26 protein-coding genes and 1 pseudogene are annotated in these 25857 nt (G+C 70.5%); 6 read left to right on the top strand and 21 right to left on the bottom strand.

All coding sequences use genetic code 11. The annotated features are described in order from the left end of the window. Positions 1 to 89: 89 nt before the first annotated feature. Together J2Z30_RS39965 and J2Z30_RS39960 are read left to right on the top strand one after the other, a co-directional pair. Positions 90 to 953, top strand: coding sequence for an SAM-dependent methyltransferase (locus J2Z30_RS39965; RefSeq protein WP_044567185.1), 864 nt, complete (start codon positions 90 to 92; stop codon positions 951 to 953). Between the two features lie 102 nt (positions 954 to 1055). Next, positions 1056 to 1514: a MarR family winged helix-turn-helix transcriptional regulator gene (locus tag J2Z30_RS39960; RefSeq protein ID WP_044567184.1), complete on the top strand. Its 459-nt coding sequence runs from the start codon at positions 1056 to 1058 to the stop codon at positions 1512 to 1514. Between the two features lie 31 nt (positions 1515 to 1545). On the opposite strand, the gene J2Z30_RS39955 is transcribed toward J2Z30_RS39960, so the two are convergent. The 5 genes from J2Z30_RS39955 to fae all read right to left on the bottom strand — a co-directional run bounded on the left by J2Z30_RS39955 (position 1546) and on the right by fae (position 6939). After that, positions 1546 to 2715 (bottom strand): iron-containing alcohol dehydrogenase family protein, encoded by a 1170-nt coding sequence (locus J2Z30_RS39955; protein WP_044567183.1) that lies wholly within the window; start codon positions 2713 to 2715, stop codon positions 1546 to 1548. A gap of 46 nt (positions 2716 to 2761) precedes the next feature. Beyond that, positions 2762 to 3697, bottom strand: coding sequence for an NAD(P)-dependent oxidoreductase (locus J2Z30_RS39950; RefSeq protein ID WP_044567182.1), 936 nt, complete (start codon positions 3695 to 3697; stop codon positions 2762 to 2764). A 76-nt stretch (positions 3698 to 3773) separates the two neighbouring features. Continuing rightward, positions 3774 to 5294 carry an aldehyde dehydrogenase gene (locus J2Z30_RS39945; protein WP_044567180.1) on the bottom strand — a complete coding sequence of 507 codons (1521 nt, stop codon included), beginning with the start codon at positions 5292 to 5294 and terminating at the stop codon, positions 3774 to 3776. Continuing rightward, positions 5291 to 6403 carry a mandelate racemase/muconate lactonizing enzyme family protein gene (locus J2Z30_RS39940; RefSeq protein WP_044567179.1) on the bottom strand — a complete coding sequence of 371 codons (1113 nt, stop codon included), beginning with the start codon at positions 6401 to 6403 and terminating at the stop codon, positions 5291 to 5293. Before J2Z30_RS39940 ends, J2Z30_RS39945 begins: the two co-directional genes overlap by 4 nt. Continuing rightward, on the bottom strand, positions 6400 to 6939 hold the full coding sequence (fae, locus tag J2Z30_RS39935; RefSeq protein ID WP_044567178.1) for a formaldehyde-activating enzyme: 540 nt from the start codon (positions 6937 to 6939) through the stop codon (positions 6400 to 6402). The genes J2Z30_RS39940 and fae overlap by 4 nt, the downstream gene beginning before the upstream one ends. 211 nt (positions 6940 to 7150) lie before the next feature. On the opposite strand from fae, the gene J2Z30_RS39930 reads away from it, so the two are divergent. The 3 genes from J2Z30_RS39930 (at position 7151) to J2Z30_RS39920 (ending at position 11071) form a co-directional block, all read left to right on the top strand. Next, positions 7151 to 8023 carry an IclR family transcriptional regulator gene (locus J2Z30_RS39930; RefSeq protein ID WP_209469034.1) on the top strand — a complete coding sequence of 291 codons (873 nt, stop codon included), beginning with the start codon at positions 7151 to 7153 and terminating at the stop codon, positions 8021 to 8023. Between the two features lie 172 nt (positions 8024 to 8195). After that, positions 8196 to 9674, top strand: coding sequence for an NAD-dependent succinate-semialdehyde dehydrogenase (locus J2Z30_RS39925; protein ID WP_044567177.1), 1479 nt, complete (start codon positions 8196 to 8198; stop codon positions 9672 to 9674). Positions 9675 to 9706: 32 nt separating this feature from the next. Next, positions 9707 to 11071: an MFS transporter gene (locus J2Z30_RS39920; protein ID WP_052701148.1), complete on the top strand. Its 1365-nt coding sequence runs from the start codon at positions 9707 to 9709 to the stop codon at positions 11069 to 11071. A 101-nt stretch (positions 11072 to 11172) separates the two neighbouring features. Here J2Z30_RS39920 and J2Z30_RS39915 read toward each other — a convergent pair whose 3' ends face one another. From J2Z30_RS39915 to J2Z30_RS50245, 14 genes and pseudogenes are all read right to left on the bottom strand, one after another. Further along, a complete protein-coding gene (locus J2Z30_RS39915; RefSeq protein ID WP_044567174.1) occupies positions 11173 to 12075 on the bottom strand; it encodes a TauD/TfdA dioxygenase family protein in 903 nt (300 codons plus the stop codon). Positions 12076 to 12109: 34 nt separating this feature from the next. Continuing rightward, the gene (locus tag J2Z30_RS39910; protein WP_044567172.1) at positions 12110 to 12478 is read right to left on the bottom strand and encodes a 4Fe-4S dicluster domain-containing protein; all 369 of its coding nucleotides are present in this window, start codon (positions 12476 to 12478) and stop codon (positions 12110 to 12112) included. Next, complete coding sequence (locus J2Z30_RS39905) at positions 12478 to 13266, bottom strand: L-aspartate oxidase (protein WP_209469032.1); 789 nt, start codon at positions 13264 to 13266, stop codon at positions 12478 to 12480. The genes J2Z30_RS39910 and J2Z30_RS39905 overlap by 1 nt, the downstream gene beginning before the upstream one ends. Positions 13267 to 13296: 30 nt before the next feature. Then, positions 13297 to 14070, bottom strand: coding sequence for an FAD-dependent oxidoreductase (locus J2Z30_RS39900; RefSeq protein WP_209469031.1), 774 nt, complete (start codon positions 14068 to 14070; stop codon positions 13297 to 13299). A gap of 27 nt (positions 14071 to 14097) precedes the next feature. Beyond that, on the bottom strand, positions 14098 to 15024 hold the full coding sequence (locus J2Z30_RS39895) for an ABC transporter permease (RefSeq protein WP_044567171.1): 927 nt from the start codon (positions 15022 to 15024) through the stop codon (positions 14098 to 14100). Next, positions 15021 to 15845, bottom strand: coding sequence for an ABC transporter ATP-binding protein (locus J2Z30_RS39890; protein ID WP_044567169.1), 825 nt, complete (start codon positions 15843 to 15845; stop codon positions 15021 to 15023). The genes J2Z30_RS39895 and J2Z30_RS39890 overlap by 4 nt, the downstream gene beginning before the upstream one ends. Before the next feature lie 4 nt (positions 15846 to 15849). Continuing rightward, complete coding sequence (locus J2Z30_RS39885) at positions 15850 to 16917, bottom strand: ABC transporter substrate-binding protein (RefSeq protein WP_245388984.1); 1068 nt, start codon at positions 16915 to 16917, stop codon at positions 15850 to 15852. A 277-nt stretch (positions 16918 to 17194) separates the two neighbouring features. Further along, positions 17195 to 17254, bottom strand: coding sequence for a putative leader peptide (locus J2Z30_RS51925; protein ID WP_369293940.1), 60 nt, complete (start codon positions 17252 to 17254; stop codon positions 17195 to 17197). 326 nt (positions 17255 to 17580) lie between these two features. Beyond that, complete coding sequence (locus tag J2Z30_RS39880; protein ID WP_044580770.1) at positions 17581 to 18534, bottom strand: GlxA family transcriptional regulator; 954 nt, start codon at positions 18532 to 18534, stop codon at positions 17581 to 17583. Positions 18535 to 18596: 62 nt separating this feature from the next. Then, a complete protein-coding gene (locus J2Z30_RS39875) occupies positions 18597 to 19244 on the bottom strand; it encodes an HD domain-containing protein (protein ID WP_044567167.1) in 648 nt (215 codons plus the stop codon). A 541-nt stretch (positions 19245 to 19785) separates the two neighbouring features. Next, a complete protein-coding gene (locus tag J2Z30_RS39870) occupies positions 19786 to 20007 on the bottom strand; it encodes a hypothetical protein (RefSeq protein ID WP_044567165.1) in 222 nt (73 codons plus the stop codon). Positions 20008 to 20163: 156 nt separating this feature from the next. Further along, a complete protein-coding gene (gene speB, locus J2Z30_RS39865; protein ID WP_245388983.1) occupies positions 20164 to 21162 on the bottom strand; it encodes an agmatinase in 999 nt (332 codons plus the stop codon). Positions 21163 to 21431: 269 nt separating this feature from the next. Beyond that, positions 21432 to 22292 carry an IclR family transcriptional regulator gene (locus tag J2Z30_RS51490; protein WP_044567163.1) on the bottom strand — a complete coding sequence of 287 codons (861 nt, stop codon included), beginning with the start codon at positions 22290 to 22292 and terminating at the stop codon, positions 21432 to 21434. Between the two features lie 118 nt (positions 22293 to 22410). Then, positions 22411 to 22632 (bottom strand): annotated as a pseudogene (locus J2Z30_RS50245) (SRPBCC family protein); the annotation flags it as partial. Between the two features lie 171 nt (positions 22633 to 22803). On the opposite strand from J2Z30_RS50245, the gene J2Z30_RS39850 reads away from it, so the two are divergent. Beyond that, positions 22804 to 24177 carry an MFS transporter gene (locus J2Z30_RS39850; RefSeq protein ID WP_052701147.1) on the top strand — a complete coding sequence of 458 codons (1374 nt, stop codon included), beginning with the start codon at positions 22804 to 22806 and terminating at the stop codon, positions 24175 to 24177. Between the two features lie 452 nt (positions 24178 to 24629). On the opposite strand, the gene J2Z30_RS39845 is transcribed toward J2Z30_RS39850, so the two are convergent. Continuing rightward, on the bottom strand, positions 24630 to 25124 hold the full coding sequence (locus tag J2Z30_RS39845; RefSeq protein ID WP_044567161.1) for a DUF5709 domain-containing protein: 495 nt from the start codon (positions 25122 to 25124) through the stop codon (positions 24630 to 24632). Positions 25125 to 25326: 202 nt separating this feature from the next. Next, the gene (locus tag J2Z30_RS39840; RefSeq protein WP_044567159.1) at positions 25327 to 25689 is read right to left on the bottom strand and encodes a DoxX family protein; all 363 of its coding nucleotides are present in this window, start codon (positions 25687 to 25689) and stop codon (positions 25327 to 25329) included. Positions 25690 to 25857: the final 168 nt, after the last annotated feature.

Genomic DNA, 25857 nt, shown 5'->3' with positions numbered 1-25857 from the left:
GCGGCACGCTCATGAACGGGAGACGGGAGCGGCACGCTCATGAACAGGAGAGAAGACATGCGAGACGACCACACGAAGCGGAGGACCACGTGACCGACGGACACGAGCGCCTGGCGGGGGTCAGCAGCACCGCGCTGTTCGTGGGCATCACCCGCGCGGACGAGAGCCGGCGCCCGGACCGGCTGTTCGAGGACACCCTGGCCACGCGTTTCGCCGACGCCGCGGGCCCCGAGCAACAGGCGGTCTGGACCGAGGGGCAGGGAAAGCTGTTCACCGAGGCCATGGGCGACTACTTCGCCCTGCGCACCCGGTACTTCGACGACTACTTCATCCAGGCGTGCACGGCCGGCTGCCGCCAGGCGGTCCTGCTCGCGGCGGGCCTGGACACCCGTGCCTTCCGTCTGCACTGGCCGGACGGGACACGTCTCTTCGAGCTGGACCAGCCCGATGTGCTCGACTTCAAGGAACACGTCCTCCAGGGCGAGGAGCCACGCTGTGAGCGCGAGGTGATCGCCGCCGATCTACGCGAGGACTGGCCCTCGCTGCTGGCGAAGCAGGGCTTCCGCGCGGACGTGCCGACGGCCTGGCTGGTCGAGGGGATACTCGTCTACCTGCCCGAGCGCGACGCGGACCGGCTGCTCGACCGGATCACCGCGCTGTCCGCGCCGGGCAGCCACCTCGGGGTGGAACATGTCACCCGGTCGATGGTGAACACCGACCAGGCCCAGGAGGCGGCGTCCGCCTCACCGGAGGGCATCATGGGCATGCTGTCCTCGCTGTGGAAGAACGAGATGACGCAGCCTCCCGCGAATTGGCTCGCGGACCACGGCTGGAGCGCCGCGGAAGAGACCCTCACCGACCTTGCGGAGCGCCACGCCCGGCCCGTCCCTCCGGCGTTCGACCCGGCCCTGCCCGGCACGGGCCGCGTCCGCCTGCTGACGGCCGACCGCTGACCGACCGCCACCGCCAGGCGGCACCTTGACTTCAACCTAAGTTTAACTTCTACCGTCGATCCCATCGTCAATCGAGTTCACGCAACGACGGAGGGACCGGCCATGGAGTATTCCCACAGCGACGCCGAGCTGATCAAGCAGCCCATCGGCTACTGGAGTTGGGCGGCGTACAAGGCCGTGGTCAGCCGCATCCAGGCCGCTCTCGCCGGGGTCGGCGTCACCCAGCCACAGTGGTGGGTCATCGCACAGGTCGCACGCGCCGACACCGTCAAGACCCGCGGTGAGGTGTCCGGCCTGCTCCGCAACTATCTCGATGCCGGTCCGGAGGTCATGGAGGCGGAGATCGACCGGACCATCGCCCTGGGCTGGATCACCGAGGACGCCGAGGGACGCCTGGGCATCACGGAGGAGGGCCGGGCCTTGTACGACAAGGCCGCGGCCCTCCAGGGCGAGCTGTGGGCGGAACGGCACGCGGGCATCTCCGACCAGGAGTACCTGACGACCATGAAGGTGCTGCAGCGCTTCATCCACAACGCGGGCGGGCACGGCTGGCACCACTAGCGCGTTCCGCGTGGGTGTGTGGCGGTGGCGATCAGTATGTGGTGGTGAGGATGTTCAGGACCCGCGCCGGATCGGGCGAGAGCGGATTGTTCTTCGTCACCGGGTCCGCCACCGCCCCGGCGGCGATGGAGGGCAGCATGGCGCGGTCGGCGCCGAGCGTCCTCAGGGGGCGTTTCACCTCGACTGCGCCCGCGATCTCGCGTACCCCGTCGATGGCCGCCCGCGCCCAGTCACCGTCGGCGGGTGGTGCGAGGCGCATGGCCCGCGCCACCTGTTCATAGGCGCCCTGTGCGGCGGGAGCGTTGAACTCCATCACCTCCTCGAGGACGGCGGCGAGGGCCACGCCGTGGGGTGTGCCGGTGTGCGCGGTCAGCACATGGCCGATGCCGTGCACGAGCCCGAGCCCGGAGAGGGTGAGTGCCTGGCCCGCGAGATGGGCACCCAGCATCAGCTCGGCGCGGGCTTCGAGGTCCGAGCCGTTCCGGTACGCGGCGGGCAGGGCTCGGCTGACCATGGCCACGGCCTGCGTGGCATAGGCGGTGGAGATCGGGTTCGCGCCGCGCGAGGCGAGCGACTCGATGCCGTGCACAAGGGCGTCGATGCCGGTGGCGGCGGTGGCCGGCGCGGGCAGGCCCAGGGTGAGCTCCGGGTCGAGCAGCGCGACGCGCGGCTTCACCGAAGCGTGGCCGATGTACACCTTGCGGCAGGCGGCGGTGTCCTCGATGACCCCGAAGCCGTTGGTCTCCGCGCCGGTGCCGGAGGTGGTGGGGATCGCGACGAGCGGTAGCCCGTCGCCCGCCTCCCAGAGGTCGTCGGCGTCGGCGGCCGCGGCGCTCGGGTTGCCGACCAGCAGGGCGATGCCCTTCGCCGCGTCGAGTACGGAGCCCCCGCCGAGGGCGACGACCGCGGCGGTGCCGAACGTACGGGCCCGTGCGGCACCTGCGTCGACGTTGGCGGTGGACGGGTTGGGCGCCACTTCGTCGTAGACGGCGTGCTCAAGACCGGCGGCTTCGAGGGCCTTGAGGACCGGCTCGAGGACACCCGCGGCGCGCAGACCGTGGTCGGTGACGACGAAGGCGCGATCGTGGCCGGTTGCCGCGATCAGGGCGGGGAGCCGGTCGATGCGGCCGGGGCCGAACTCGATGCGGCAGGTGGGGTCGATGCTCAGCGGTGTGGGTCCGCCGGGCCCGGAAGAGGTCATGGGTGCGGCTCCTGACGTCGTGGTGCGGGGTGGCGTTCGCTCGTCGTCAGCCCGCGACGGTCGCGCCCACCGGCGCGGTGGCCTGGACGGCCAGCCGGAACTCCTGCCCGGCGAGGGCCTCGTAGAGGCGGACGGGACTCATCTCGCCCGCGAGATCGCCGTGCTCGGTCCTGGAGCGGCGGAAGATCTGCTCGACCACCGCCGACAGCTCGGTGGGCACGCCGAGGTCGCGGCCGAGGTCGATGGCGAGGCCGAGGTCCTTGCAGGCGAGGACCATGGCGAAGGAGTCGTCGTAGTCGCCCTCGGTGAGGACGCGGATGAAGTCGTGCTCCAGGAAGTAGGACGCGGCGGAGCTCTTGAGCAGGGAATCACGCAGCAGTCCGAGGTCGACGCCCGCCTTGGCGCCCATCGCGAACACCTCCGACGTGGCCACGAGCTTGCTGAACCACAACAGGTTGAGCAGCAGCTTGACCGTGTAACCGGCGCCGAGCGGGCCGACGTGCAGGATGCGCTTGGGGTCGCCCATCGCCTCCAGCGCGGGCAGCGCGGCCCGGAAGTCCTCCTCGGCACCGCCGACGAATATCTGCAGGGTGCCGGAGTCGGCGCCGTGCGACATCCCGCAGACGGGCGCGTCGAGCCGGCGCACCTGCCGGGCGTCCAGCACCTCGGCGGCGATCCGCTCGGCGGCCGCCGGGGTCGAGGTCGACATGTCGACCCACAGGGCTCCCGGCGCCAGGGCCGCGGCGGCGCCGCCCCGCAGCAGGACGTCCTCCACGACACGCGGCGTCGGCAGGCTGGTGATCAGGAGTTCCACGCCGTCCGCGCAGGCGGCGGGCGTGTCGGCCCATGCGGCGCCGAGCGCGAGATGCTCCGCGGCGGCCTCGGGGCGGATGTCCTGCACGGTGACCTGGTGACCCGCCTGGATCAGATGGCGGGCCATGTGGCGGCCCATGTTGCCCAGGCCGATGAAACCGATCCTCATCGTTGTCCTCGCTGTGGTGAGAAGAGAAAGTAAAGGGAGAGGGGCGTTGTGGAGGCGGCCGGGAACCGTGTCCGGTTCAGGCCAGGTTGACCCAGGTGGTCTTCAGAGCGGTGTACGCGTCCCAAGCGTGCAGGGACTTGTCACGGCCCGCGCCGGTGGCCTTGAAGCCGCCGAAGGGGGTGACGACATCACTGGCGTCGAAGGTGTTGATCCAGACCGTCCCGGCCCGCAGCCGCTTGGCGGCGCGGTGGGCGACGGCCACGTCACGGGTCCATACGGAGGCGACGAGCCCGTAGTCGCTCTCGTTGGCCAGCCGGATCCCCTCGTCGGCGTCGCCGTCGTAGGTGACGACGGCCAGGACCGGGCCGAAGATCTCCCGCTGGGCGACGGCGGAGGTGTTCACCACCCCGTCCAGAACGGTCGGTTCGACATAGCTGCCGCCCGACTCGGTGAGGGTGCGGCCACCTCCGAACACCACGGTCGCCCCGTCCGCCACGCCACGCTCGATATGGCCGAGGACCGAGGCCAGCTGGTTCTCGTCGACCAGGGGGCCCATGACGGTGGCCGGGTCGAGCGGGTCACCCATCCGGAAGGTGTCCTCGGTGATCCGGCGCACGGCGTCCAGGAGCCGGTCCTTGACGGAGGCGTGGACCACGACGCGGGAACCGGCGTTGCAGGTCTGCCCGGCGTTGTAGAAGATGCCCCATGCCACGGCAGACGCGGCGGCCTCGATGTCGGCGTCCGCCAGCACGAGCTGGGGCGACTTGCCACCCGCCTCGACGGCCACCTGCTTTCCGTTGGACTCGCCCGCGTACACCTGGAAGAGCCGGGCCACCTCCACCGAGCCCGTGAAGGCGATCTTGTCGACCTCGGGGTGGCGGCCCAGCGCCTGTCCGGCGACCTCGCCGCGCCCGGGGACGACGTTGAACACCCCATCCGGCAGACCAGCCTCGGAGGCGAGGGCGGCCAGCCGCAGGGCGGCCAGGGACGTCTGCTCGGCGGGCTTGAGCACGACGCTGTTGCCGGTGGCGAGGGCCGGGCCCAGCTTCCAACTGGCGATGAGCAGCGCGTAGTTCCACGGGATGACCGCGCCGATGACACCCAGGGGCTCCCGGGTGATCAGGGCGAGCGCGTCCCCGGGGGTCGGTGCCACCTCGTCGTAGGTCTTGTCGATGGCCTCGGCGTACCAGGCGATGGTCTCGGCGGCCTTGTCCACGTCGATCCGCACGGACTCGGTGATCGGCTTGCCCATCTCCAGGGTGTCGAGGAGGGCCAGCTCCGCCGCGTGTCCCCGGATCAGCTCGGCCCAGCGCAGCAGGACGCCCTTGCGCTCCTTGGGCGGGAGGTCGCGCCAGCGTCCGTCCTCGAAGGCGCCGCGCGCGCTGCGTACGGCCCGGTCCACGTCCTCGGCGCCGGCCGCCTGCACCTTGGCGAGCGTCGCGCCGTCGCGCGGCGAGTGGCTGGTGAAGGTGTCGCCGGAGAGGGCGTCGGTGAAGTGGCCGTCGATGAACGGCCTTGTCTCGAAGGTCAGTTGGTCGGCCGCGGCCAGCCACTGGTCGTGCGTACGGGAGAGCAGGGCGTCGATGCCGTGCGTCATGTGATCCTCCACCGGTCGATCGCGTCTTCGTCCAGCTCGATGCCGAGGCCCGGCCTCGCGGGCACTTCGAGGTCGCCGTCGCCGCCCACCCGCACCGGGTCGGCGAGCATGAAGTCCCGGCGCTCCGGGGTCCACCCGGGCGGGTCGTAGGGGAACTCGAAGTACGGGCCGCCGCCGACTCCCGCCGCCACGTGCAGGTTGGCGAGCACACCGATGCCGTTGGTCCAGCTGTGCGGGGTGAAGTGGCGGTGCTTGAGCTGTGCCACTTCCGCCAGGGTGCGGGCGCGGTGCATGCCGATCGCCAGCACCACGTCCATCTGGTAGATGTCGAGGGCGTCCTCCTCGAGGTAGCGCAGCAGCTCGGTGGGGGAGTGGTGCATCTCGCCCGCGGCGATCCGCACCCCGGGGTTCTCCGCCCGCAGGCGCTTGAAGCCCGCCACGTCGCAGTAGGGCAGTGGCTCCTCGACCCAGAACACATCGAGTTCGGCCAGCCGCGCGATGATCTTGCGGGTCCGGGCGAGGTCGGTGGCGCCCGCGGTGTCGCCCGCCATGCGCCACGACTGGTTCAGATCCACCATGATCTCGAAGTCCGCGCCCAGCTCCTCGCGCACCGCGCGGACCGCGGCGATCCCCTCGTCCACCCGGTTGCGGTCGATGCGGATCTTCATCGCGCGGAAGCCCGCTTCGCGGACCTTCAGCGCGGTGGCCACGCGCTCCTCGGGCGATTTGAGCTCACCGCAGGAGGCGTAGGCGGGCAGCTTCTTGGCCGCGTTGCCGAACAGCTCCGCCACCGGGCGGCCGTGGACCTTGCCGATGATGTCCCACAGCGCCGCCTCCAGCGGCCAGTAGTGGGCGCCGTGGAAGTTGGCGGTCTCGATGGCTCTGACATGCCGGGTGATGTCGAGCGGGTCCTCGCCGACGAACAGGTGCTTATAGGTGTCGAAGCCGTCCATGAGGTCACCGGAGCCGATGCCGGTGATCCCCTCGTCGGTGTGGACGCGGACGATCGTGGCGTCGAAGCGGCGCCGCGGCTCGGGGTCCCAGGCGGCCCGGAACGGCGGGTCCAGCTCCAGCCGCAGCCGGTCCAGGGTGATGTCCGTGATCTTCATCGGGCCGGCGCCTCGGAGGTGGGGGCGTAGAACGGGTTGGCCGGGCCTTCCTCGGCGGTCGCGAGGACATCGGCCACGGTCGGGGTGGCGTTCACCGCGGCCCGCACCGCTCCGTACGCGGCGGAGCGCTGGTTGCGGAAGGACACGTCCAGGTCGTCGACCGCCGGGTTCACCCAGATCGCGGCGATGATCAGCAGATCGTCGGCCTCCTCGGCGGGCAGCAGACCGTCCCGGACCGCGTCCGTGACGCCCTGCGCCAGACCGGCCTGGGCGGAGCCCCACGTGGCGCGCTGGTGCAGCTCGCCTTCCGCGGCGGCCTTTGTCACGAACAGCGTCAGCGGCTTCACCGGGACCGAGGGCCGCACGATCGTCAGGAACGGGACGTGTCCGGCGCTGGGCGTGGCCAGCGCCGTGGCCCAGGCCGTCTCGACGGGTCCGCCCTTGCGTCCGATCACGATGTTCGTGTGCGCGGCGTTGGCACCCTCCCCGACGAAGGACTCGCCGATCAGGGCGGTCGGGGCAAAAGGCGATGGCATGGGATCTCCTGGATCTCCGGGAGCGGGGAATCGGCGGACCGACGGGGATGAACCTCGCATTCACCGCAGTTCATCCGGTCCGATGCGGCGAATCTAGAACCGCCGCCACCCCCTCGCAAGGCACCCGCCGGAATCGAAATGCCGGTTGCTCTCCCGACAACCCGGCGGCTGACCTGGGGGTTCCCAGGGGCGCGCCCTTAGGATGGCGCGCGTGACGAACCTCCCCCCTCGCGGCGCCGACGGCCCCGAGGACCCCTCCGATCCGCACGGTGCGGGCCCCCGAGCCGAGTCCTCCGGCTCCGGAGACACCACCGCCCCGCGCGGCCACGGGCTGCGCCGTGACATCGACCTGCTGGAGGCGCTCGCCTCCGACGAGGCCCAGAACGCGGGCGGACTCGGCGTCGTACGCCTGGCGCAGCTGGTGGGCCGGGAGAAGACCCAGGTCTCGCGGGCCCTCAAGGCCCTGGCCGCCGCTGGGATCGTGGAGCGGGACCCCGACACCCTGGAGTACCGGCTGGGCTGGCGGCTCTTCTCGCTGGTCGCGCGGACCTCGCAGAACCGGCTGGTGCGCATGGCCGAGCCGGTGATGCACGCGCTGTCGGCGGACGTGGAGGAGACCAGCCATCTGTGTGTCCTGAGCGACCGCGAGGTGCTCACCCTGCTCTCGGTCTCCGGACACTCCTTCCGCGTCCATGGCTGGGAGGGGCGCGGAGTGCCCGCGTGGCAGACCTCGGCCGGGCGGGTGCTGCTGGCCGATGCCACGCCCGATGAGCTGTACGTCCGCTTCGGCACCACCTCCACCCCGCCGATTCCCGAACTGTGGGCGCTGATCCAGAAGGCGTCGCGCCAGGGCTACGCGAGGGTCAGCGAGGAGTTCGAGGCCGGTCTGGTCGGAGTCTCGGCGCCCGTGCGCGACTTCCGGGGACGGGTCGTGGCGGCGATCAACATCTCGGCACCCAAGTCCCGGCTCGGCGACCGCCTGGACCAGGCGGGCCGCACCACCGCCAAGGCGGCGGCGCGCGTCTCCGCGCTGCTGGGCTGGGAGCCGCGGCACACCCCGTTCCCCCGGGCACGGCTCACCTGAGGGCGGCCGAGTCCGGTTGCTCCGCCCGTCCCCTCCCTGTCGTATGCGGTGAGTTGCCCTGACAGCAACCACCATTGCGATCCGAGAAGCGGCCTTGTCGGCCGTATGACGCGCTCGTAAATTCACCGCGAACCGGACCAGCCCTCGTTCGGAACGGAGAAAAGAGCAGCTCATGAACCTCCCCGGCATAGAAACCCTCGTCAAGGCGCCGTTCGCCGAAGGCGATGTGTTCATCGCCGGCCGCTGGTGTGCGGCCGAGGACGGACGGACGTTTCCCGTGCACGACCCGGCCACCGCGGAGCTGATCCGCGAGGTGTCCGCGGCGGGTCCGGGCGACGCCGTGGCGGCGGTCGACGCGGCCCAGGAGGCCGCCGCCGGATGGCGGGCGACGCCGCCGCGCCGTCGCTCGGAGGTGCTGCACAGCGCCTTCGCGCTGATGCGCGAGCGCACCGACACGCTCGCCCGCCTGATCGTCCTGGAAAACGGCAAGGCGTACCGGGACGCGGTGGCCGAGGTCGGTTACGCGGCGGAGTTCTTCCGCTGGTTCGCCGAGGAGGCGGTGCGGATCGGCTCGTCGTTCGGCGACGCGCCCGGCGGCGGCTTCCGCCACGTCGTACGCAGGCATCCGGTGGGCGTCACCGCCTTCGTCACCCCCTGGAACTTCCCGGCCGCGATGGCCACTCGGAAGATCGCCCCGGCGCTCGCGGCTGGCTGCCCGGTGCTCCTCAAACCGGCCCCGGACACCCCGCTCACCGCCCTCGCGATCGCCGCCCTGATGAGCGAGGCGGGCCTGCCCGACGGGTTGCTGAACGTGCTGCCCACCGACCGCGCACCCGAGGTGGTCTCCGTCTGGCTGCGTGACGAGCGGGTCCGCAAGTTCTCCTTCACCGGCTCCACCGCCACCGGCCGGAAACTCCTGGAGCAGGCGGCGGCGAACGTCGTCAACGTGACCATGGAACTGGGCGGCAACGCCCCCTTCATCGTCTGCGAGGACGCCGACGTCGACGCCGCGGTGCACGGTGCGATGGACGCCAAGATGCGGGGCGGTGGCGAGGTCTGCATCGCCGCCAACCGGTTCTACGTCCATCAGTCGGTGGCCGCCGAGTTCACCGGGAAGTTCGCGGCGGCCATGACCGCGGCACGCGCCGGAGCGGGTCTGGAGGAGGGTGTCACCCTCGGCCCGATGATCAACCGGACCGCCGTGGAGTCCATCCGCTCCCTGGTCGACGACGCGGTCGGGCGTGGCGCGAAGGTCGCCGCGCGGGGCAGCGTGCCCGAGGGCCCCGGCTGCTACCATCCGGCGACCGTCCTGGTGGACGTCCCCGAGGACGCCCGGATCATGAACGAGGAGGTCTTCGGGCCGGTCGCGCCCCTCGCCACCTTCGCGGACGAGGACGAGCTGGTGGCCCGCGCCAACGCGACGGTGCACGGTCTCGCCTCGTACGTCTACTCGCGCGACGTGGCCCGAGCCCTGCGTATCGCCGAACGCCTGGAGAGCGGCATGGTCGGCCTCAACCGTGGCCTGCTCTCCGACCCGGCGGCGCCCTTCGGCGGCGTCAAGCAGTCGGGTCTGGGCAGGGAGGGCGGCCGCGAGGGCATCGAGGCGTTCCTGGAAACGCAGTACATCGCCCTCGACTGGCCGACCGGCTGACTCCCGCTCCCCCTCCCAGTAAGGATCCGCGCATGGCAACGACGCCTGTGACCGAGCACAACGAGCCCAGCACACCGCCGGGCGCACCCGCCACCGAACGCGAACGGAAGCGGCTGCACACCAAGCTGAAGCTGGCCACTCAGATCGGCCAGGGGATCGACGGCTACATCATCGGTGGCATCGGCCTGGCGATGGGGGCGATCACCGACGACCTCCATCTGACCTCCGTGGAACAGGGGCTGGTCGGTGCCGCACCGCTGATCGGCATCTTCGTCGGAGGGCCGCTCTTCGGCCGGCTGGCCGACCGGTTCGGACGCCGGCCGGTGTTCCTCATCGACATGGTGATCTTCCTGGTCGGCTCGGTGCTCCAGTTCTTCGTCGTGGACGGCCCACAGCTCTTCCTCATCCGGCTGGTGATGGGCGTGGCGATCGGCGGCGAGTACGCGATCGGCGCGCCGCTGCTGTCGGAGTACGCGGGCCGACGTGGCCGCGGGCGGCTGCTGGCGAGCCTGGAGATCAGCTGGTACCTGGGGTACGCGCTGGCCACGGTCGTGGGGGCGCTGTTCACCTCAGTCGACGGCGGCTGGCGCTGGTCCCTGGCGAGCAGTGCGGTGATCGCGCTGGTGTGTGTGGCGCTGCGTGGTGGCATCCCGGAGTCCGCGCGCTGGCTGCTGAGCCAGGGGCGCCGGGACGAGGCGGAGGCGCTGATCGAGAAGTACGGCATCGAGGTGGATGTCGCCGCGGAACTCGACGAGCGCGACGAAGTGCGGCAGGACGGGTTCCGTGCGCTGTTCAGCCGGCAGCATATCCGTTCCACGGTGTTCGCCAGCGTCTTCTGGGCCGCCCTCGTGCTGCCGTACTTCGCCATCGGCACCTTCTGGACGGACGTCTTCGAGGCTCTGCACATGGGGGACAACGCGGTGGCGGCGCTGCTCGTCTACTCCTTCACCGCCGTGGCCGGTGTCACCGCGGGGTGCCTGGTCGTGGAGCGGATCGGCCGCCGCAAGCTGCTGATCCCGCCGTTCTGGATCACGGCCGGGTGTCTGGCCCTGGTGGCGGTGTGGCCGTCCTCCACTCCCGTCATCGTCGTCGGCTTCCTGTTCTTCATCTTCCTCAACGCCGCCTCCTCCGCGCTGACCGCGGTCTATCCGCTGGAGGTGTTCCCCACGTCCCTGCGCACCACGGGCGTCGGCTTCGCCACGGCCATGAGCCGGGTGGGTGCCGCGATCGGTACGTTCCTGCTGCCGATGGGGCTCGACCACTTCGGAGCGGAGTTCGTGCTCCTGGTCGGCGCCGGAGTGCTGGTGGTCGGCGCCGTCGTGTCACAGTTCCTGGCGCCGGAGACCACCGACCTGGACCTGGCCCGCGCGGCGCGCACGGCCCGCGAAGGGGCGTAGCGGCACACGCCGGGCCCGCCCGGTGTGCGGATCGCGCACACCGGGCGGGCACTGTCGTGGCGCGTTCGTGGCGCGTTCGTGGCGCTTGAGGACGGTGGTCCTCAGGCGGCGGCGGCCGGGGTGTAGTGGCCGGCCTCGTCCCCTTCGAGGACATGGCTGCGCTCGCCGTCCACACCGACCGGGGCATCGCCCGCCACGGTCACCCGGTGCAGCAGGCGCGGCAGATCGCCGTAGTCGTCCGGTGCGTAGTGCTGGGTGATGCGGTTGTCGAAGACCACCACATCACCCGGGGACCAGGCGATGCGCACGATGTTCTCCGGGCGGATGACATACGACTGGAAGATCCGCAGCAGATCGTGCGACTCGGATGGGTCGAGGCCGACGAAACTCTGGGCGAAGCCACCGATGAACAGACCGCGTTCGCCGCTCTCGGGGTGGACCCGCACGACCGGGTGGGCGGTGCGGTACTTCCGGGAGACGAACCGCTTGCGGTGTTCGGCCGCCTTCTCGTTCCTCGGCGGCGCGGCGTAGTCGTAGTCGTTGGTGTGCACGGCCCACAGCGTGTCGGCCAGCTCGCGCAGCGGCCGGGGCAGGTCGCGGTAGGCCGCGCCGGTGTTGGCGATGAGCGTGTTGCCGCCGTAGGGCGGGACCACGATGCCGCGCAGGGTGGACAGCTTCGGGGGCGTACGGACGAAGGTGACATCCGTGTGCCAGCGGTTGGCGCGGGTGCCCTCGGCGTCGACCGGCAGGATGCTGGGCTGCCCCTCGACGGACGGCACTGTGGGGTGTGCGGCGGTCAGCTCCCCGAAGAGGGAGGCGAAGCGGAGCTGGGCGGCGTCGTCCAGGTGCTGGTCACGGAAGAGGAGCGCTTTGTGCTCCAGGAGCGCGGAGTTGAGGTCGGAGACGAGCGCGGGGTCGATGACGTCGGCGAGTGTGACACCGAGGACCTCGGCGCCGATCCGGCCGCCGATCCGCCGGATGTCGAATGCGGTGCTGGTGCTCATGCGGGCTCTTTCCCTTCGGTGGCGTGTTCAGGATTCAGGAGGTGATGGGCGGTGCGGGCGGTCTGCCGTCCGGTGCGGGCAGTCGCGGGCCCACGGCCCGCAGTGCCCCGGGCGTCCGGCCGTGGCCCCAGCCGATATGGCGGCGGTAGCTGCCGAGCAGACCGGTGCGGTCCAGATGGCGCTCGTCGCGCACCGCGCGGTCGTCGGGCAGCGGATGGGTGACGGGCGCGACGAACAGCGCGTCGACCGGGCAGTTCGCCTCGCACTGGAAGCAGGTCTGGCAGTCTTCCCGGCGGCTGAGCAGCGGCACGCCGTCCGGGCCCCGGTCGAAGACGTTCGTCGGGCACACCTTCACGCATTTGTCGCAGGCGATACAGCGCTCGGCCGAGACCAGCTCGATCATCAGGCAACCTCTCGTGGTGCGGTGGTCAGGGGCTCCGGGCGGGTCCATACGCGGTCGAGACCGCCCGTCACGATGCGGTGGTGCTGCCCCGGGTCCTGGGCGGGGAAGTCGAGCCGTTTGGCCATGCCCCGGGTCTCGGTGCGGGCGAGCGCCGCGGTGTACATCCAGCGGGCGTGCGCCACCATCGCCGCGGCCTGCCGGGCCCGTACGGCATCCCCGTCGCCGGCGTACAGCGTGGCGCGCAGCCGATGCCAGGTGTCGTCCAGCGCCCGCAGGGAGGCCGCGAGACCGTCTCCGTGGCGCAGATAGTTCTTCCGGTACGGAAGGACTTCGCCCTGGACGGCGGCGACCACCTCGCGGAAGCCGTCGGCCGGTCCCGGTGTTCCGGTCGGGCGCAGCCCCGCGCCACCCACCGGGACGGTGCGCCGGATGCGGGCGCCGCCGGAGTGCGAGCGCGCGTGGCGCGCCGCCGCCTGCCCCGCCCAGCCGCCGGAGGAGATGGCCCAGGCCGCGTTGTGGCTGCCGCCGCCGGTGAAGCCGCCGCAGATCAGCTCGCGGGTGGCGGCGTCACCCGCCGCGTAGAGTCCGGGCACCGTGGTGGCGCAGTCGTCACCGGTGAGGCGGATTCCGCCGGTGCCGCGCACGGTGCCCTCGGCGATCAGGGTGATGGCGAAGCGCTGGGTGAAGGGGTCGATGCCCAGCCGGTCGAAGGTGAGGAAGAAGTTGGGCTGGGCCAGGCGCATGGCCGCCCGCGCGGCCGCGTCGGCGCGGTCCAGGCGGCAGTACACCTTCTCCTCCAGCAGCGCTCGGGCGATGACCTAGCGTCCGCCCTGGCTCGCCGCGCCCTCCAGCACCGTGCCGTCCTCGTGGAAGAAGGTGGCGAAGGTGTAGAAGGCGGTCTTGGTGACCGAGGTGTGCTCGGGCGCGATGGCGTACGCGTTGGAGAACTCCATCCCGGACAGCTCGGCTCCGGCCTCGGCTGCGAACAGGGCGCCGTCACCGGTGTTGACGTTGCATCCGAGGGCACCGCTGAGGAACGCGCAGCCGCCGGTCGCCAGGACCACCGCACCCGCGCGGACCCGGTACGGCTGTTGCGCCTGGCGCCGGTATCCGGTGGCGCCCGCCACCGCGCCCGAGGTGTCGGCGAGCAGTTCGCGGACCGGGCTGTGGTCCAGGACGTGTACGCCCGCGCGCCGGACGCGCACACGCATCCGCCGCATGTACTCGGGGCCTTGCAGACCGTTCCTGAGCGGTCGTCCGTCCGGCCCGGTCGGGAAGGGGTAACGGGCCTCGTCCGCGAGCTCGTTGACGCTTTCGTACGTCTGGTCCAGGACGCGTGCCATCCAGCGCCGGTCGGCGAGGTGGCCGCCGAGCGCCTCCCTGCTCGCCATGGCCGCCTCGCGCGCGGCGGGCTCGGGCGGGACGTACCACACGCCGGTGCCCGCGGAGGCGGTGGCGCCGCTGGTACCGCAGTACCCCTTGTCGGCGAGGACGACGTCGGCACCGGCGCGGGCCGCTTTCAGGGCGGCCCAGGTGGCGGCCGGGCCGCCACCGACGACGAGGACGTCAGTGGTCAGATCGAGCGTGGTCATACGACAGCCCCTCTCGCTTTCGTCGGATCAGCTCCGCACCGGGACGCGCCAGGAGCTGAGCCGGCGCTCCACGGTCACGAGGAGCTGGTTGAAGGCCACGCCGATGACGGAGATGGTGAGGATCCCGGCGTACATCTGCGGAATGGCGAAGTTGTACTGGGACGTGTTGATCAGATAGCCGAGCCCCTCCTTGGCGCCGACCATCTCCGCGGCCACCAGCACCAGGATGGAAGAGGCCCCGGCCAGCCGTATCCCCGTGAAGATCGTCGGTACGGAGGCGGGCAGGATCACCTTCTGGAACAGCCGGAGCGCGGGGAGGTCCATGGACTTCGCCAGCTTCAGCAGCGTGGGGTCCACGTTGCGCACCGCGCTGATGGTGTTGAGCAGGATCGGCCAGGTGCAGGCGTAGAGCACGATCGAGATTTTGGACGTCTCGCCGATGCCCAGGAGCAGGACGAACACCGGAAGCAGCGCCAGGGCGGCGGTGTTGCGGAACACTTCGAGCAGCGGTCCCAGCAGATCCGCGACCAGCCGGTAGCGGCCGATCAGCAGCCCGAGTGGCACGCCGATGGCGACGGCCAGACCGAATCCGGTGAACGAACGCACCAGGCTGGCCTCGGTGTTGTCGGTGAGCTGCCCGTCGCCCAGCAGCTCCCACCAGGCGCGGGCGACCTCGTTGAAGGGCGGCAGGAAGGTGCGGTCCACCAGGCCCGCGCGGGGCGCGATCTCCCATACGGCCAGGAGGGCGGCGAGCGCCGCCACTTTGGTGAGGGCGCGCAGCAGCAGGCCGGGCAGCCGGCGGCCGGCGGTCCGGGCCATGGCCGTCAGCGGTGCCGCCCGGCGTGGCGCCTCGCGCGGTGCCGGCGCGCCCGCGGTGGTACGTGGTTCGGGGGCGGCTTCGGCCGTGGTGGGGTCCGTTGTCGCGGTGGTGGTCGTCCCGGTCGCGGGGCTCATGCGGGAACACTCTCCTTCTCCAGCTGCTGGGCGCGGGCCACTTCGTCCCGCAGAAGGCTCCAGATCCGGTGCCGGTGGCGCGCGAACTCCGGACTCGAGCGCACGTCGTCCGCCGTGGCGCGGGCGTCCAGCGCGATCGGTACGACCTCCTTGACGACTCCGGGGCGGGAGGTGAGGACGGCCACCCGCTGTCCGAGGTAGACCGCTTCCTCGATGCCATGGGTGATGAAGACCACCGTCTTGCCGGTGCGTTCCCAGATCCGCAACAGCTCGTCCTGCAACAGCTCCCGGGTCTGGGCGTCCAGGGCGGCGAACGGCTCGTCCATGAGCAGCACATCCGGGTCGTAGGCGAGGCTGCGCGCGATCGCCACGCGCTGCCGCATCCCGCCGGAGAGCTCATGCGGATGCCGGTCCTCGAATCCGGACAGGCCCACCAGGTCCAGGTACTCCCTGGCGCGTTCGGCGCGCCGGCGCCGCGGCACTCCGGTGGCCTCCAGGCCGAACTCCACATTGCCCAGGGCCGTGCGCCAGGGAAGCAGGGCGTACTGCTGGAAGACGATGCCCCGGTCCAGGCCGGGGCCGGTGACCGGCTCTCCGTCCAGGAGGATCCGCCCGCTGGTGGGCCGGGTGAGGCCGCCGAGCAGATCGAGCAGTGTGGACTTGCCGCACCCGCTGGGCCCGACGACCACCGTGAACTCGCCCGCGGAGATCTCCAGGTCGATCCCGTCCAGGGCGGTGAACTCGGTGGCCCGGCGGGAGCCCGCCGTCCCCTGCACCGGGAACACCTTGCGGACCTGCTCAAAGGCGATTTTGACGGTCATGGGATCAGCTCCGGGTCGTCGTGGGGGAGGGGGCCGGGGAGCCGGACGGGGCGCTCTCGGGGTTCGTGGGGTTCGTGGGGCTTGGGTGGCTCGCGGGGCGGTAGTCGTTGTATTGGTTGGTGTAGAGGTCGGACGCCGTGACCTTGCCGCGCTTGATGTCGCCGCGCTCCTCCAGCCAGTCGATCCACAACTGGAGCTGCTTGTCGGTGATCCGGCCGCCGGTCTCGGCGACCCCGAAGGACTTCCAGTACTTCAGGGGTGTGGCGTCCTCCTTCCGGTCGCGCTTCCTCACGATCCGCGTCATCCGTGCGATCACCTGCTCGCGCGGTGTCACGCGGGCCCACTCGATGGCGCGGGCCACGCCGGTGACGAAGGCTTTGGCCGTGTCCGGGTTCTGCCGCAGAAAGCGATCGGTCATGACATACGTTCCGGCGCTGAATGCCCCGAGCAGCTGGACATCGGTGAACAGCGGACGGACACCGCCATGGGCCACGGCCTTGTCCCGCAGGATGTCCCCTAGCACGCCCACCTGAATCTGGCGTTGCCGCAGCGACTGTTCGGTATTGACCGGCGGCACCACCAGGGGCTGCACCTTGCCGATCTCCGCCTTGGACAGTCCATGGCGCTTGAGATAGATATCGAGCATCGCCTCGGAGTGGGCGCCGAGGGTGTTCATCCCCACTTTCTTCCCGAGGAGGTCGCGGGCCGACCGGATGGGGCTGTCGGCCAGCACGAAGAAGCCGTTGTACGCGTGCTGATCGGACCCGTAGTAGCTGATGACGGAGGTGATGGGGGCGCCGTTCGCGGCCAGTTTGACGACGGCCCCGTTGAAGGCCCCTCCGAAGTCGATCTGCCCGGTGGCCGCTGACTGGATGTCCTGCGGACCGCTGATGGTGTTGCCCACCCACTCCAGCTTCACATCGCCCAGATATCCCAGGTCCTCGGCGAGCTCCGGCACGGTGACCTGGCCCGCCCACCCCTGGTACCGGAGCTTCTTGGTCTGCTTCCCGGAGGAGTTGCCCGTGGCCGTTCCGCAGCTCACCGCCGCGACCGAGGCGCCGAGCAGGGTCATGAATTGTCGCCTGGAATTAGCTGTACGCATAACGAGGTCCTTGCGTAAGGGGACGCGGAGGGCAGGCCAATAACCGCTCAGCACTTGTCCGGCAAACCGCGCGCGGGGTCCTGGGGTGCGATGAAGCCGCTCCTCGTGCTTTCCGCCGTCACAAAGTGAGGGGAAATCAGCGGAAGGCGGGGGAGCGGACGCAGGCAGGACCGGCCGTGCTCAGAGGGCAGCGGATACCGTCAGATGCCGAGCGGAAAGAGGAGCGAAAGAGCGGAGCGCGAATGACTCAACGGCCGGCGGCACAGATGGCGCTGGCTTGGCGTCGCAGATCGACGTGCAGACGCACGGCGAATTTCTCGGCTTGGCTCACATTCAGCAGGATGGCAGTGCGTTACAGTCCCCGTCAACGACTTCCGGATTCCGTCTCAGGACGTGGGCTCCCTCGCGCATACCCCCGGTGGAGGTGGATCCTCCGCCTCGGGGGAGCTACGGGGGGACCGTGCCGGAGGGGCACCGGCCGCACCGGCGGGGAGCCGGGCGGCAGATATATGCGATGTTTGTGGCTCGGAACGGATTCTTCCGTGCTGATTCGTGCCACACTGAACGTAGGCCCTCACCGTTCCCCCGTCGGTGAGGGCCGTTTGCTGTCGGCACACCCCCGGCCGGCGTCCCTCAGCGCGTCCGGTCGCCGAGGGTGCTGCGGAAGCGGGCGCGGTAGACCGTCGGTGAGACCCCGAGGGTGTGCTGAAAGACCCGGCGCAGCGACTCCGAGGAGCCGAACCCCGCCTGCCGCGCCACCTCCTCGACCGTGCCGGTGTCATCGGCGAGCAGGGTCTGGGCGGCCTCGACGCGGACGGATTCGACGTAACGGCCGGGGGTCATGCCGACCTCGGTGCGAAACAGCCGCTCGAGGTGACGGACGCTCACACCGCCCGAGCCGGCCAGCGTGGCGAGCGTATGGCTTGCGGCGGGGTCCGCGGTGACGCGGTCCATCACCCGGCGCACCGCCGGATGCCGGGGTTCCCGCGGGGCCAGCCGTGCGCTGAACTGCGCCTGCCCGCCCGGCCGGGCCATGAAGACCACCAGCTGCCTGGCCACATCGCGTGCCACGTCCGCGCCCCAGTCCTCCTCGACCAGGGACAGCGAAAGATCGATCCCCGCGGTGATACCGGCCGACGTGGCCACATGGCCGTCCCGGACGAAGACGGGATGGCCGTCGACCCGCACCTGCGGGTAGGCGGCGGCCAGCTGGGAGGCCAGTTCCCAGTGCGTGGCGGCGCGGCGGCCGTCCAGGATGCCGGCCTCGGCCAGGACGAAGGCCCCCGCGCACACCGACGCCACGCGTCCCGCCCGCGTCGACAGGTCGGTCACGAGCCCGATCAGATCGGTGTCGGCCACTGCCGAGCGCCAGTCCCTTCGGCCGGGGACCAGCAGGGTGCCCAGGCGTTGCGGCAGTGTGCCAGGCGCGCCATCAGCACTGATCACCAGCCCCGAGGAGGTGGTGACGGCGTCACCGGTGAGGGAGACGACCCGTACGTGGTAGTCGGCACCGTAGTGATTGGCCGTGGTGAAGACCTCCACCGGGCCGGTGACATCCAGCAGCTGCACCCCGTCGAACGCGACGATCGCGACGGTGCGTCCGCCACCGGATGCCCGTGATCTCCGCGATGGTCCCGGCGCCCGCCGGGCTACTCCGTCCACCGGGAATCCAGGATCGTCCGCACGAAGTCCCCCCGCTCGAAGCCGGGCATGAAGTGCTCCAGGACATCCGCCTTGACGTTGCCGAACGTCGTCTTCGGCTTGGAACGGACGCCGTCGGTGAACGCCCGCAGAATCCTGTTCTTGAAGTCGGGGCGCGGATGCAGCGCCACGACCGCTTCCCGGTCCTCGGCGGAGAGATCCCCATATCCGATGCCGAGCACGTCGTACTCGACACCGGCCGTCACCAGGGCCACTTCCGGTTCCATGAACTCGGGGACGCCGGGAGTGGTGTGCAGGGCGATCGCCGTCCAGACCCGGCGGACGCTGTCCTCGGGGACACCATGAGCCTGCAGAAACCGCTTCGCCTCGTTCGCGCTGTCCACCTCGAAGCGGTGGCCGCTGGCATGGAACGCCTCGTTCAGGCCCACGTCGTGGAACATCGCCCCCAGATACAGCAGCTCCGGGTCGAAGCTCAGATCGCGCCCGCGGCCCTGCAGACTGCCGAAGAAGTACACCCGGCGTGAGTGGTGATAGATGAGCTCGCTCGTCGTATCACGGATCAGCTCCGTCGCCTCGCGCGTCAGCGTCGTCGCCGGCACCTTCACACCCGCCGCGATATCAAGGTCAGTCGTCATGTATCCGCTCTCCGTGTCCGTAGCAGTACGCCCCGGCGGTGGGACGCTGTCCACAGCCTCGTGCGGCGGCCGGACCGCTGCCATGACGATAGCGCCGTGTATCCCACAGATCGCGACAGGAAACGCCATGCCGGTCACCGGATAGAGTCGCACCCTGCGGGCGACGGCCGTGCCCAATCCGGCCCTCTTCCCGCACCTCATCCCCATAGTGCTGCGTATCCGTCGCCGCCCCAGCCGGATCGCCACCACCGCCGCCACGCCGGGCAGATCTTCAGCCGCCATCCGCAAGTGTGGTTCACCGCGGCCACGACGGGTTCGAGCAATTTGCTGGTGGCGGTGGCCGCCACCGATCCGAGCGACGCGCTGTACGCCTTCCTGACCGGCACGGTTGGGGCGCTGCCGCATGTCTGCGGCCTCGAGGTGACCCCGATCCTCGCCGGGGCCATCCGCACCGGCCTGGTGCGCCCCACGTCGATTCCGTGTGACGGCCCTCGGCACGGCGCGCCTCGTCCGTATGTGCCCACCGGCGCTTCGCGGACCCTCAGCCGAAGTGGCGGATCCGTGCGGTGGCCTCAGTCGTGCCGTGCCCGCTCGGTGTCCGAGGGGTTTCCCAGCAGCGGGTGGCGCCCAGATGGCCGGGGTCCTCGGCCGGGTGGTAGCCGAACTGGTAGACATACGTGGCGTTGCCACCGGCGGCATGGTGGTCGGCCGGCCGCAGGGCGCCGTCGCGGAACACCTCGTCCGTGTGCGGTGCGGTGAACACCTGGGCGGGAGTGGCATGCGGGAGCCGGTCGGCGTACCGCTGGTGGAGATGCTCGACGGGAAGCTCACGCAGGGCCTGTCCGGGCTCCGCGCCACGGGGGACACCCAGCAGCCGCTGGTACTCCTCGGCGGCTGAGCGGGACGCGAGGTCGAGCGTCTACGACGGCTTGTTCTCCTCCACCCAGCGGAAGAAGGCGATCTGCCGGGACATGAGGGTGATCAGCTCATACGCGGTGTGAGACGCGGCCACGGCGGTGATCTCGGCGTGGTCGTACGCGGGGGCGACCTCGACCAGGTCGGCGGAGACCACATAGCAATCGGCGAGCCCGCGCACGATCTCCAGCAGTTCCCGCGAGGTGAGGCCGCCCGCCTCGGGGGTGCCGGTGCCCGGGGCGTGTGCGGGATCGAGGACATCGATGTCCACGGATATGTACAGCGGCCGTTTGCCGATGCGCTCCTTGAGCTGCTGGACCACCTCGTCCACCCCGCGTCGCATCACATCGGCCGCGGTGACGATCCCGAAGCCCAGCTTGGTGTCCTCGTCCAGGTCTTCCTTGCTGTACAGCGAGCCGCGGGTGCCGACGTGGGAGAGCGCTGAGGTGTCGAGGAGGCCCTCCTCGGCCGCGCGGCGGAACGGAGTCCCATGGGTGTACCGGGCGCCGAAGTGGGAGTCCCAGGTGTCCAGGTGCGCGTCGAAGTGCAGCAGTGCCACCGGGCCGTGGCGGCGGGCCACCGAGCGCAGGAGCGGGAGCGCGATGGTGTGGTCTCCGCCCAGTGTCATCAGCTGCGCGCCCGTGGACAGCAGAGCGTCCGAGCCCGCCTCGATGCTCTCGACCGCCTCGTCGATGTTGTGGGGATTGGCGGTGATGTCACCGGCGTCGGCGACCTGGGTGTAGTGAAACGGGTACACGTCCAGGGCCGGGTTGTAGGGGCGCAGTTGGCGCGACGCCTCCCGGACGGCGTTCGCCCCGAAGCGGGCCCCGGGCCGGTAGGAGACACCGGCGTCGAACGGCACCCCGACCACGGCGATGTCCGCGGTGCCGACCTGGTCCAGGCGGGGGACGCGGCCGAAGGTGGCCGGGCCCGTGAAGTGCAGGGTGGCGTCGGTCTCCTGGGGCGGGATGTTCCCGGTCGCGTCGGGACAGTTCGCGGTCATGGTCGGTGCTGGATCCTTCATCTGTGGGGGGAGCGCGTCTGTGCGGGGGTGCGCGTCCGTATGGGGAGTGCCGGCCCGTGGGGGGCCGTGGTGCGTGGAGATCGGGGAGTTCCGTGCCCATGACACGTGCCGCATACGCCGGGAGCCAGCCATGTGGTCGGGGTTTCTCGGATCCGAGAAGCCCGTTCCGTGAACGCCTTGGTCGGTGACCCTTCATCTTTCCGCCACGTGGCGAAGGCGTCTGCGACGGCCGCTCACTGTGCGCCGCCCTAGGCGCCGCGCTGTGTGCCGCCCTGCGCGCCGCCCTGTGTGCCGTCCGTTCCGTGGGCCTGGGGAGCGTGGCCGGCCACCGCCGCCGTCAGCCGCGCCGCGCCCTGTTGCAGGATGTCCCGCACATGATCCGTTTCATGCCGGTGGTGGTGGCGCCGCCATGTGCTGCTGACGGCCGCTATGGGCCGCTCGTTGTGATCGAACGCCGGTACCCCTATCGACCGGAGCCCATCGGAGACCAGCTCGACCTCCTCCGACCACCCGCGCTCACGGTCCCGCGCCAGCAGGTTCCGCAGCTCCGTCAGCGACCGGGGGCCTCTGCCGGTACGGGTGCGGAGATCCCCCGGCCGGGGGAAGACCGCCCGGAGGTGCGCCTCGCTGGAGTGGGCCAGGATCGCACGGCCGTTGGCCGTGAGGTGGGCCGGCAGCCGGACGCCGACGTCGGTGACGGGAGTGGCGTCGGTGTACCCGTGAGGTCCTCTCGGCGGCCGCTCCTTGAGGAGGTAGACCGTCTCGGCGCCGTAGAGGATGCCCAGGTGCACCGACTGGCCGAGCCTGCTCGACAGGTTGCGCAGAATGGGGCGGGCGAGTCGCTTCAGGGGCTCGTGCCGCAGGTAGGCGGAGCCGATTTCGAAGGACGCGACGCCCAGACCGTATGCCTGCTCCTCCGGGACATAGGTGACAAACCCGCGATCAACCAGGACCGCGAGGATGTGGTAGAGCGATGAGCGGGGCATCTCCAGGTCTCTGGCCAGCGCCGATGCCCGAACCGGCCCCGAGCGGCCGGCGAGGTGCAGAAGGACGTCCAGCGCCCGCCCGACGGCCGGCGAGGCACTTGATGCCGTCCGGCGTTCACTCACGTCTCACATCCTTGTGGTCCCCCGCCGCCACGGGCGGCCGCCCTTCCGTACGGCACGAGGCAGCCGGCCGGGCAACCGCTGGCCCGTGCACGTACCTTGGTCGTGTCCGATCGTAGAACCGGGCCCCGAAGCCCTCCCACCCGGCCTGCCGCACGATTTCCGCCTGGAACGTGCGGCGCACCGGGCCGAACGCGATGACCCACTCGGTGACCGCGGGCCTGATCTGCTCGACCCCCTTCACCGTGGACATGAACCGGGGAAAGCTCTTGAACTGGGTCCATTGGTTGTAGGCGGTGCGTACCGGGACCGCGACCTCGACGGTCTCTTCGATGGTGTTCATGCCCCACCTGTCTGTGCTCAGACGTGCCCTCAGCGTCACCGCCCGACCGGCGGGCCGCATATGGATCTTCACCGTCAGTGAATGAGAATCTGCAATCAACCTATTGTTTGACTGTATGAATTCATGCATGCTGGCCGTCCAGACGGTGAACGATCGGTCGGGAGGCAAGGCGTGGCAGTGGACACGGAGGCGGCGGACGCGCGGACGGCGGGGGAGCGGGAGGCGGTGCCCGTGTCGGGCTCCGCCTCGACCGAGCCACTCACCGGTTTCCACATCCGGGTGACGGCCACCACCTTCGGGGCGAACTTCTCCGACGGCTACGCCCTCGGTGTCATCGGCGCGGTGCTCCCCGCCCTGGGCGAGACCATGCACCTGTCCGGCGTCTGGCAGGGTCTGCTCGGCGCGTCCGCCCTAATCGGCCTGTTCTTCGGCAGCATCCTGCTGGGGCGGGTGGCGGACGTGATCGGACGCCAGAAGCTCTACCTCTACAACTTCGTGCTCATCGCGGTCGCCTCCGCCGCCCAGTTCTGGGCACACAGCCCGCTGGTCCTCTTCCTGCTCCGGCTGGCGATCGGCTTCGGTCTGGGCGCGGACTACGCCGTCGGCCCGACCCTGCTCTCCGAGTTCGTCCCCGGCCGGCTGCGCGGTGTCCTCCTGGGCTCGCTCACCGTGCTGTGGACCGTCGGCTACGTACTGGCCAACGTCCTGGGTACGTACATCCCGATCAATGGCACCACCGCGTACTGGCTGCTGGCCAGCGGAGCCCTGCCCGCCCTGCTGGTGCTGCTGCTGCGGATCGGCATCCCGGAATCCCCGAGTTGGCTGGCCGCCCGTGGCCGCGCCACCGAGGCCGCCCGGATCCGCCGCACCTACCTGGGGCAGTCCGAGGCCACCGCCGCCGACGCGGAGGCCGCGGCCGCCGCGCAGCCACCCGCGGCGCGCTACCGCGAGCTCTTCGCCCGCGGTCAGGCGACCAAGACCTGGTTCGGTGTCATCTTCTACAGCGCCCAGGTGCTGCCCTACTTCGCCATCTACACCTTCATGCCGCAGATCCTGGCCACGCTGAACATCTCCGGGGCCGACACCCAGAACCTGGTGCTCAACCTGGCCCTGCTGCTGGGCGGGGTGATCGGGCTTTGGCCGGTGCAGCGCCTGGGCCGCAGGCCGTTCACCATCGGCACCTTCGCGATCCTCACGCTGTGTCTGGGGGCCATGGCCGTGCTCAGCGAAGGCTCCAGCGGGGCGCTGATGGTCCCGTTCCTGATCTACACCTTCGTCATGGCCGGTGCCTCCACCATCACCCAGGTCTATCCGGCGGAACTCTTCCCCACCGCGCTGCGCGGCTCCGGGGTCGGTTTCCTCAACGGCACCAGCAGGGTGGCGTCGGCCATCGGCACCTTCGTCCTGCCGGTCAGCCTGAGCCGCTTCGGCGCGGGCTGGTCGATGGGATGGATGGCGCTGGTGCTGCTGCTCGGTACGGCCGTCAGCCTGGCCTGGGCGCCGGAGACCCGGGACACCCTTACCGCCGAGGATCTGCACCACTGAACCGCGTCCACCGGCGCGGAGGTTGCGGACACTTCACATCACCCGCGGACACTTCACATCCCCCCGGACACCGGCCCGCCCCGGGCCGGTGTCGCCCCCTGCACAGTGCAGTCCCCGTCAGACCAATGAGCCGCAGTCCCGTGGCCGTCATGCCGGACACCCAGTACCGCTTCGACGGCGAGAGCATCCACCGGGCGCCGGTGGAGGCGTCCTTCCGCTATCTCCTCCGCCGCGCACGCGAGGAGAACATCGTCTTCCTGTCCCACCTCGGGGACCTCACCGAGCACGGGCAGGTCTCCGAACTCGGGCCGGTCGACCGGGCCTTCCGGCTCCTGGACGAGCGGGGCGCGGCCTGGACCCCACCCGAACGAGCTGGAGAGCGGAGAGATCGAACGCACCAGCCCCCAGGACTACTTCAGCGTCCCGATCGACTCCGCCGCGCCGTAGCAGGGTCAACTACCCGGATCCGCGTCGCCTTCCTCTTCGAGTTGTTCATCCAGGACGGTGTGCACGGCGGCTTCCTCGGCCCCGGCGGCGCCCGCGTCGATGCCTTCGTCCCTGGCGATGGCTTCCTTGGTGATGTCGGTGTGCGCTCCCTCATCGGGGGCGACGAGTCGGCCGGTGCGGTCGGTTCCCGCCTCGGGGTCGATCGGTTCGCCCTCACCATCCTGCACATCTCCCACCCCGTCGCCCGCCGGGGCTTCGACGTCGGGGGTCTCTTCGGCCAACCGCTCGTCGAGCGTCTCGCGCTCGCGCTGTTCGGCCGCCGTCGTGCCGTGCTTGGTGACACCCAGTGGCTTCTCCGGTGGCGAGTAGCCCTCGTCGAGCATCTCGTCGTAGTCGCGCTCGTCCAGGGAGTCCTGGGCGTCCAGGGGGGCCGCGTCCTCCTGCTCCTCGTTGGTGCCGGTCGGCTGATAGACGTCGTCTGCCCTGTCGTCGCTCATCATCGCTGCCTCCCTCGCTGGTGCTCTGTTCGGCCTTCGACCGGTCTGGGTCGTCCAGCGCGAACTCATGTGGCCGGGTTTCCTGTCTTGCCTTTTCCTCACCCGCGTCCGGGTCCGCCGGTCCTCCTGCCCGGTGTGGATCAACCTCCTGGGATCATTTTGTCACCTTTTGGTTGGGTGGGCCCATGAGTGGCCCTGTCCGATGTCATAGCCATGTCGTCGCCGGCCAGATCGTCACGGCCGCGGCGAGAAGGAGCGAGATGTTGAGCGCCACGTGGCGGTCTCCGCGGCGCAGATGCACCCTGGTGGCGCCGATCTGCAGGACCACGAACCCGATGGCCGCGGCCAGGGCCAGCCAGGGCGCGATGCCGGTCAGCGGTGGGAGGATCAGCCCGATCGCGCCGAGCACTTCGATCACGCCGATGGCCCTGACGGCCGCCATCGGCGTAGTGTCCACCCAGGACATCATCGGCCGGAGCCGCTCACGGCTCCGGACCACCTTCACCCCGCCCCCGTAGAGGTAGAAGAGGGCGAGCAGACCAGCGACGATCCAATACGCCACGTTCACGCCTTCCGTCCCGTCTTCCTGGCCACGCCGGTGGCGGGCTCGGTGGCGTAGCGGCTCATCACCTGGACACTGGTTTTCGGTTCCTCGGTCACACCGCGATTCCACCGCCGGCCGCCGTGACCGTCCAAGACTTCTTCTGCGGTGTCGATACCGGATGGGTATCGTTGC

This window comes from Streptomyces iranensis (assembly GCF_017874715.1).
Lineage (GTDB): Bacteria > Actinomycetota > Actinomycetes > Streptomycetales > Streptomycetaceae > Streptomyces > Streptomyces iranensis.
Note: the sequence above shows the minus strand (reverse complement) of the source record. Positions and strands in the feature narration are given on the sequence as shown.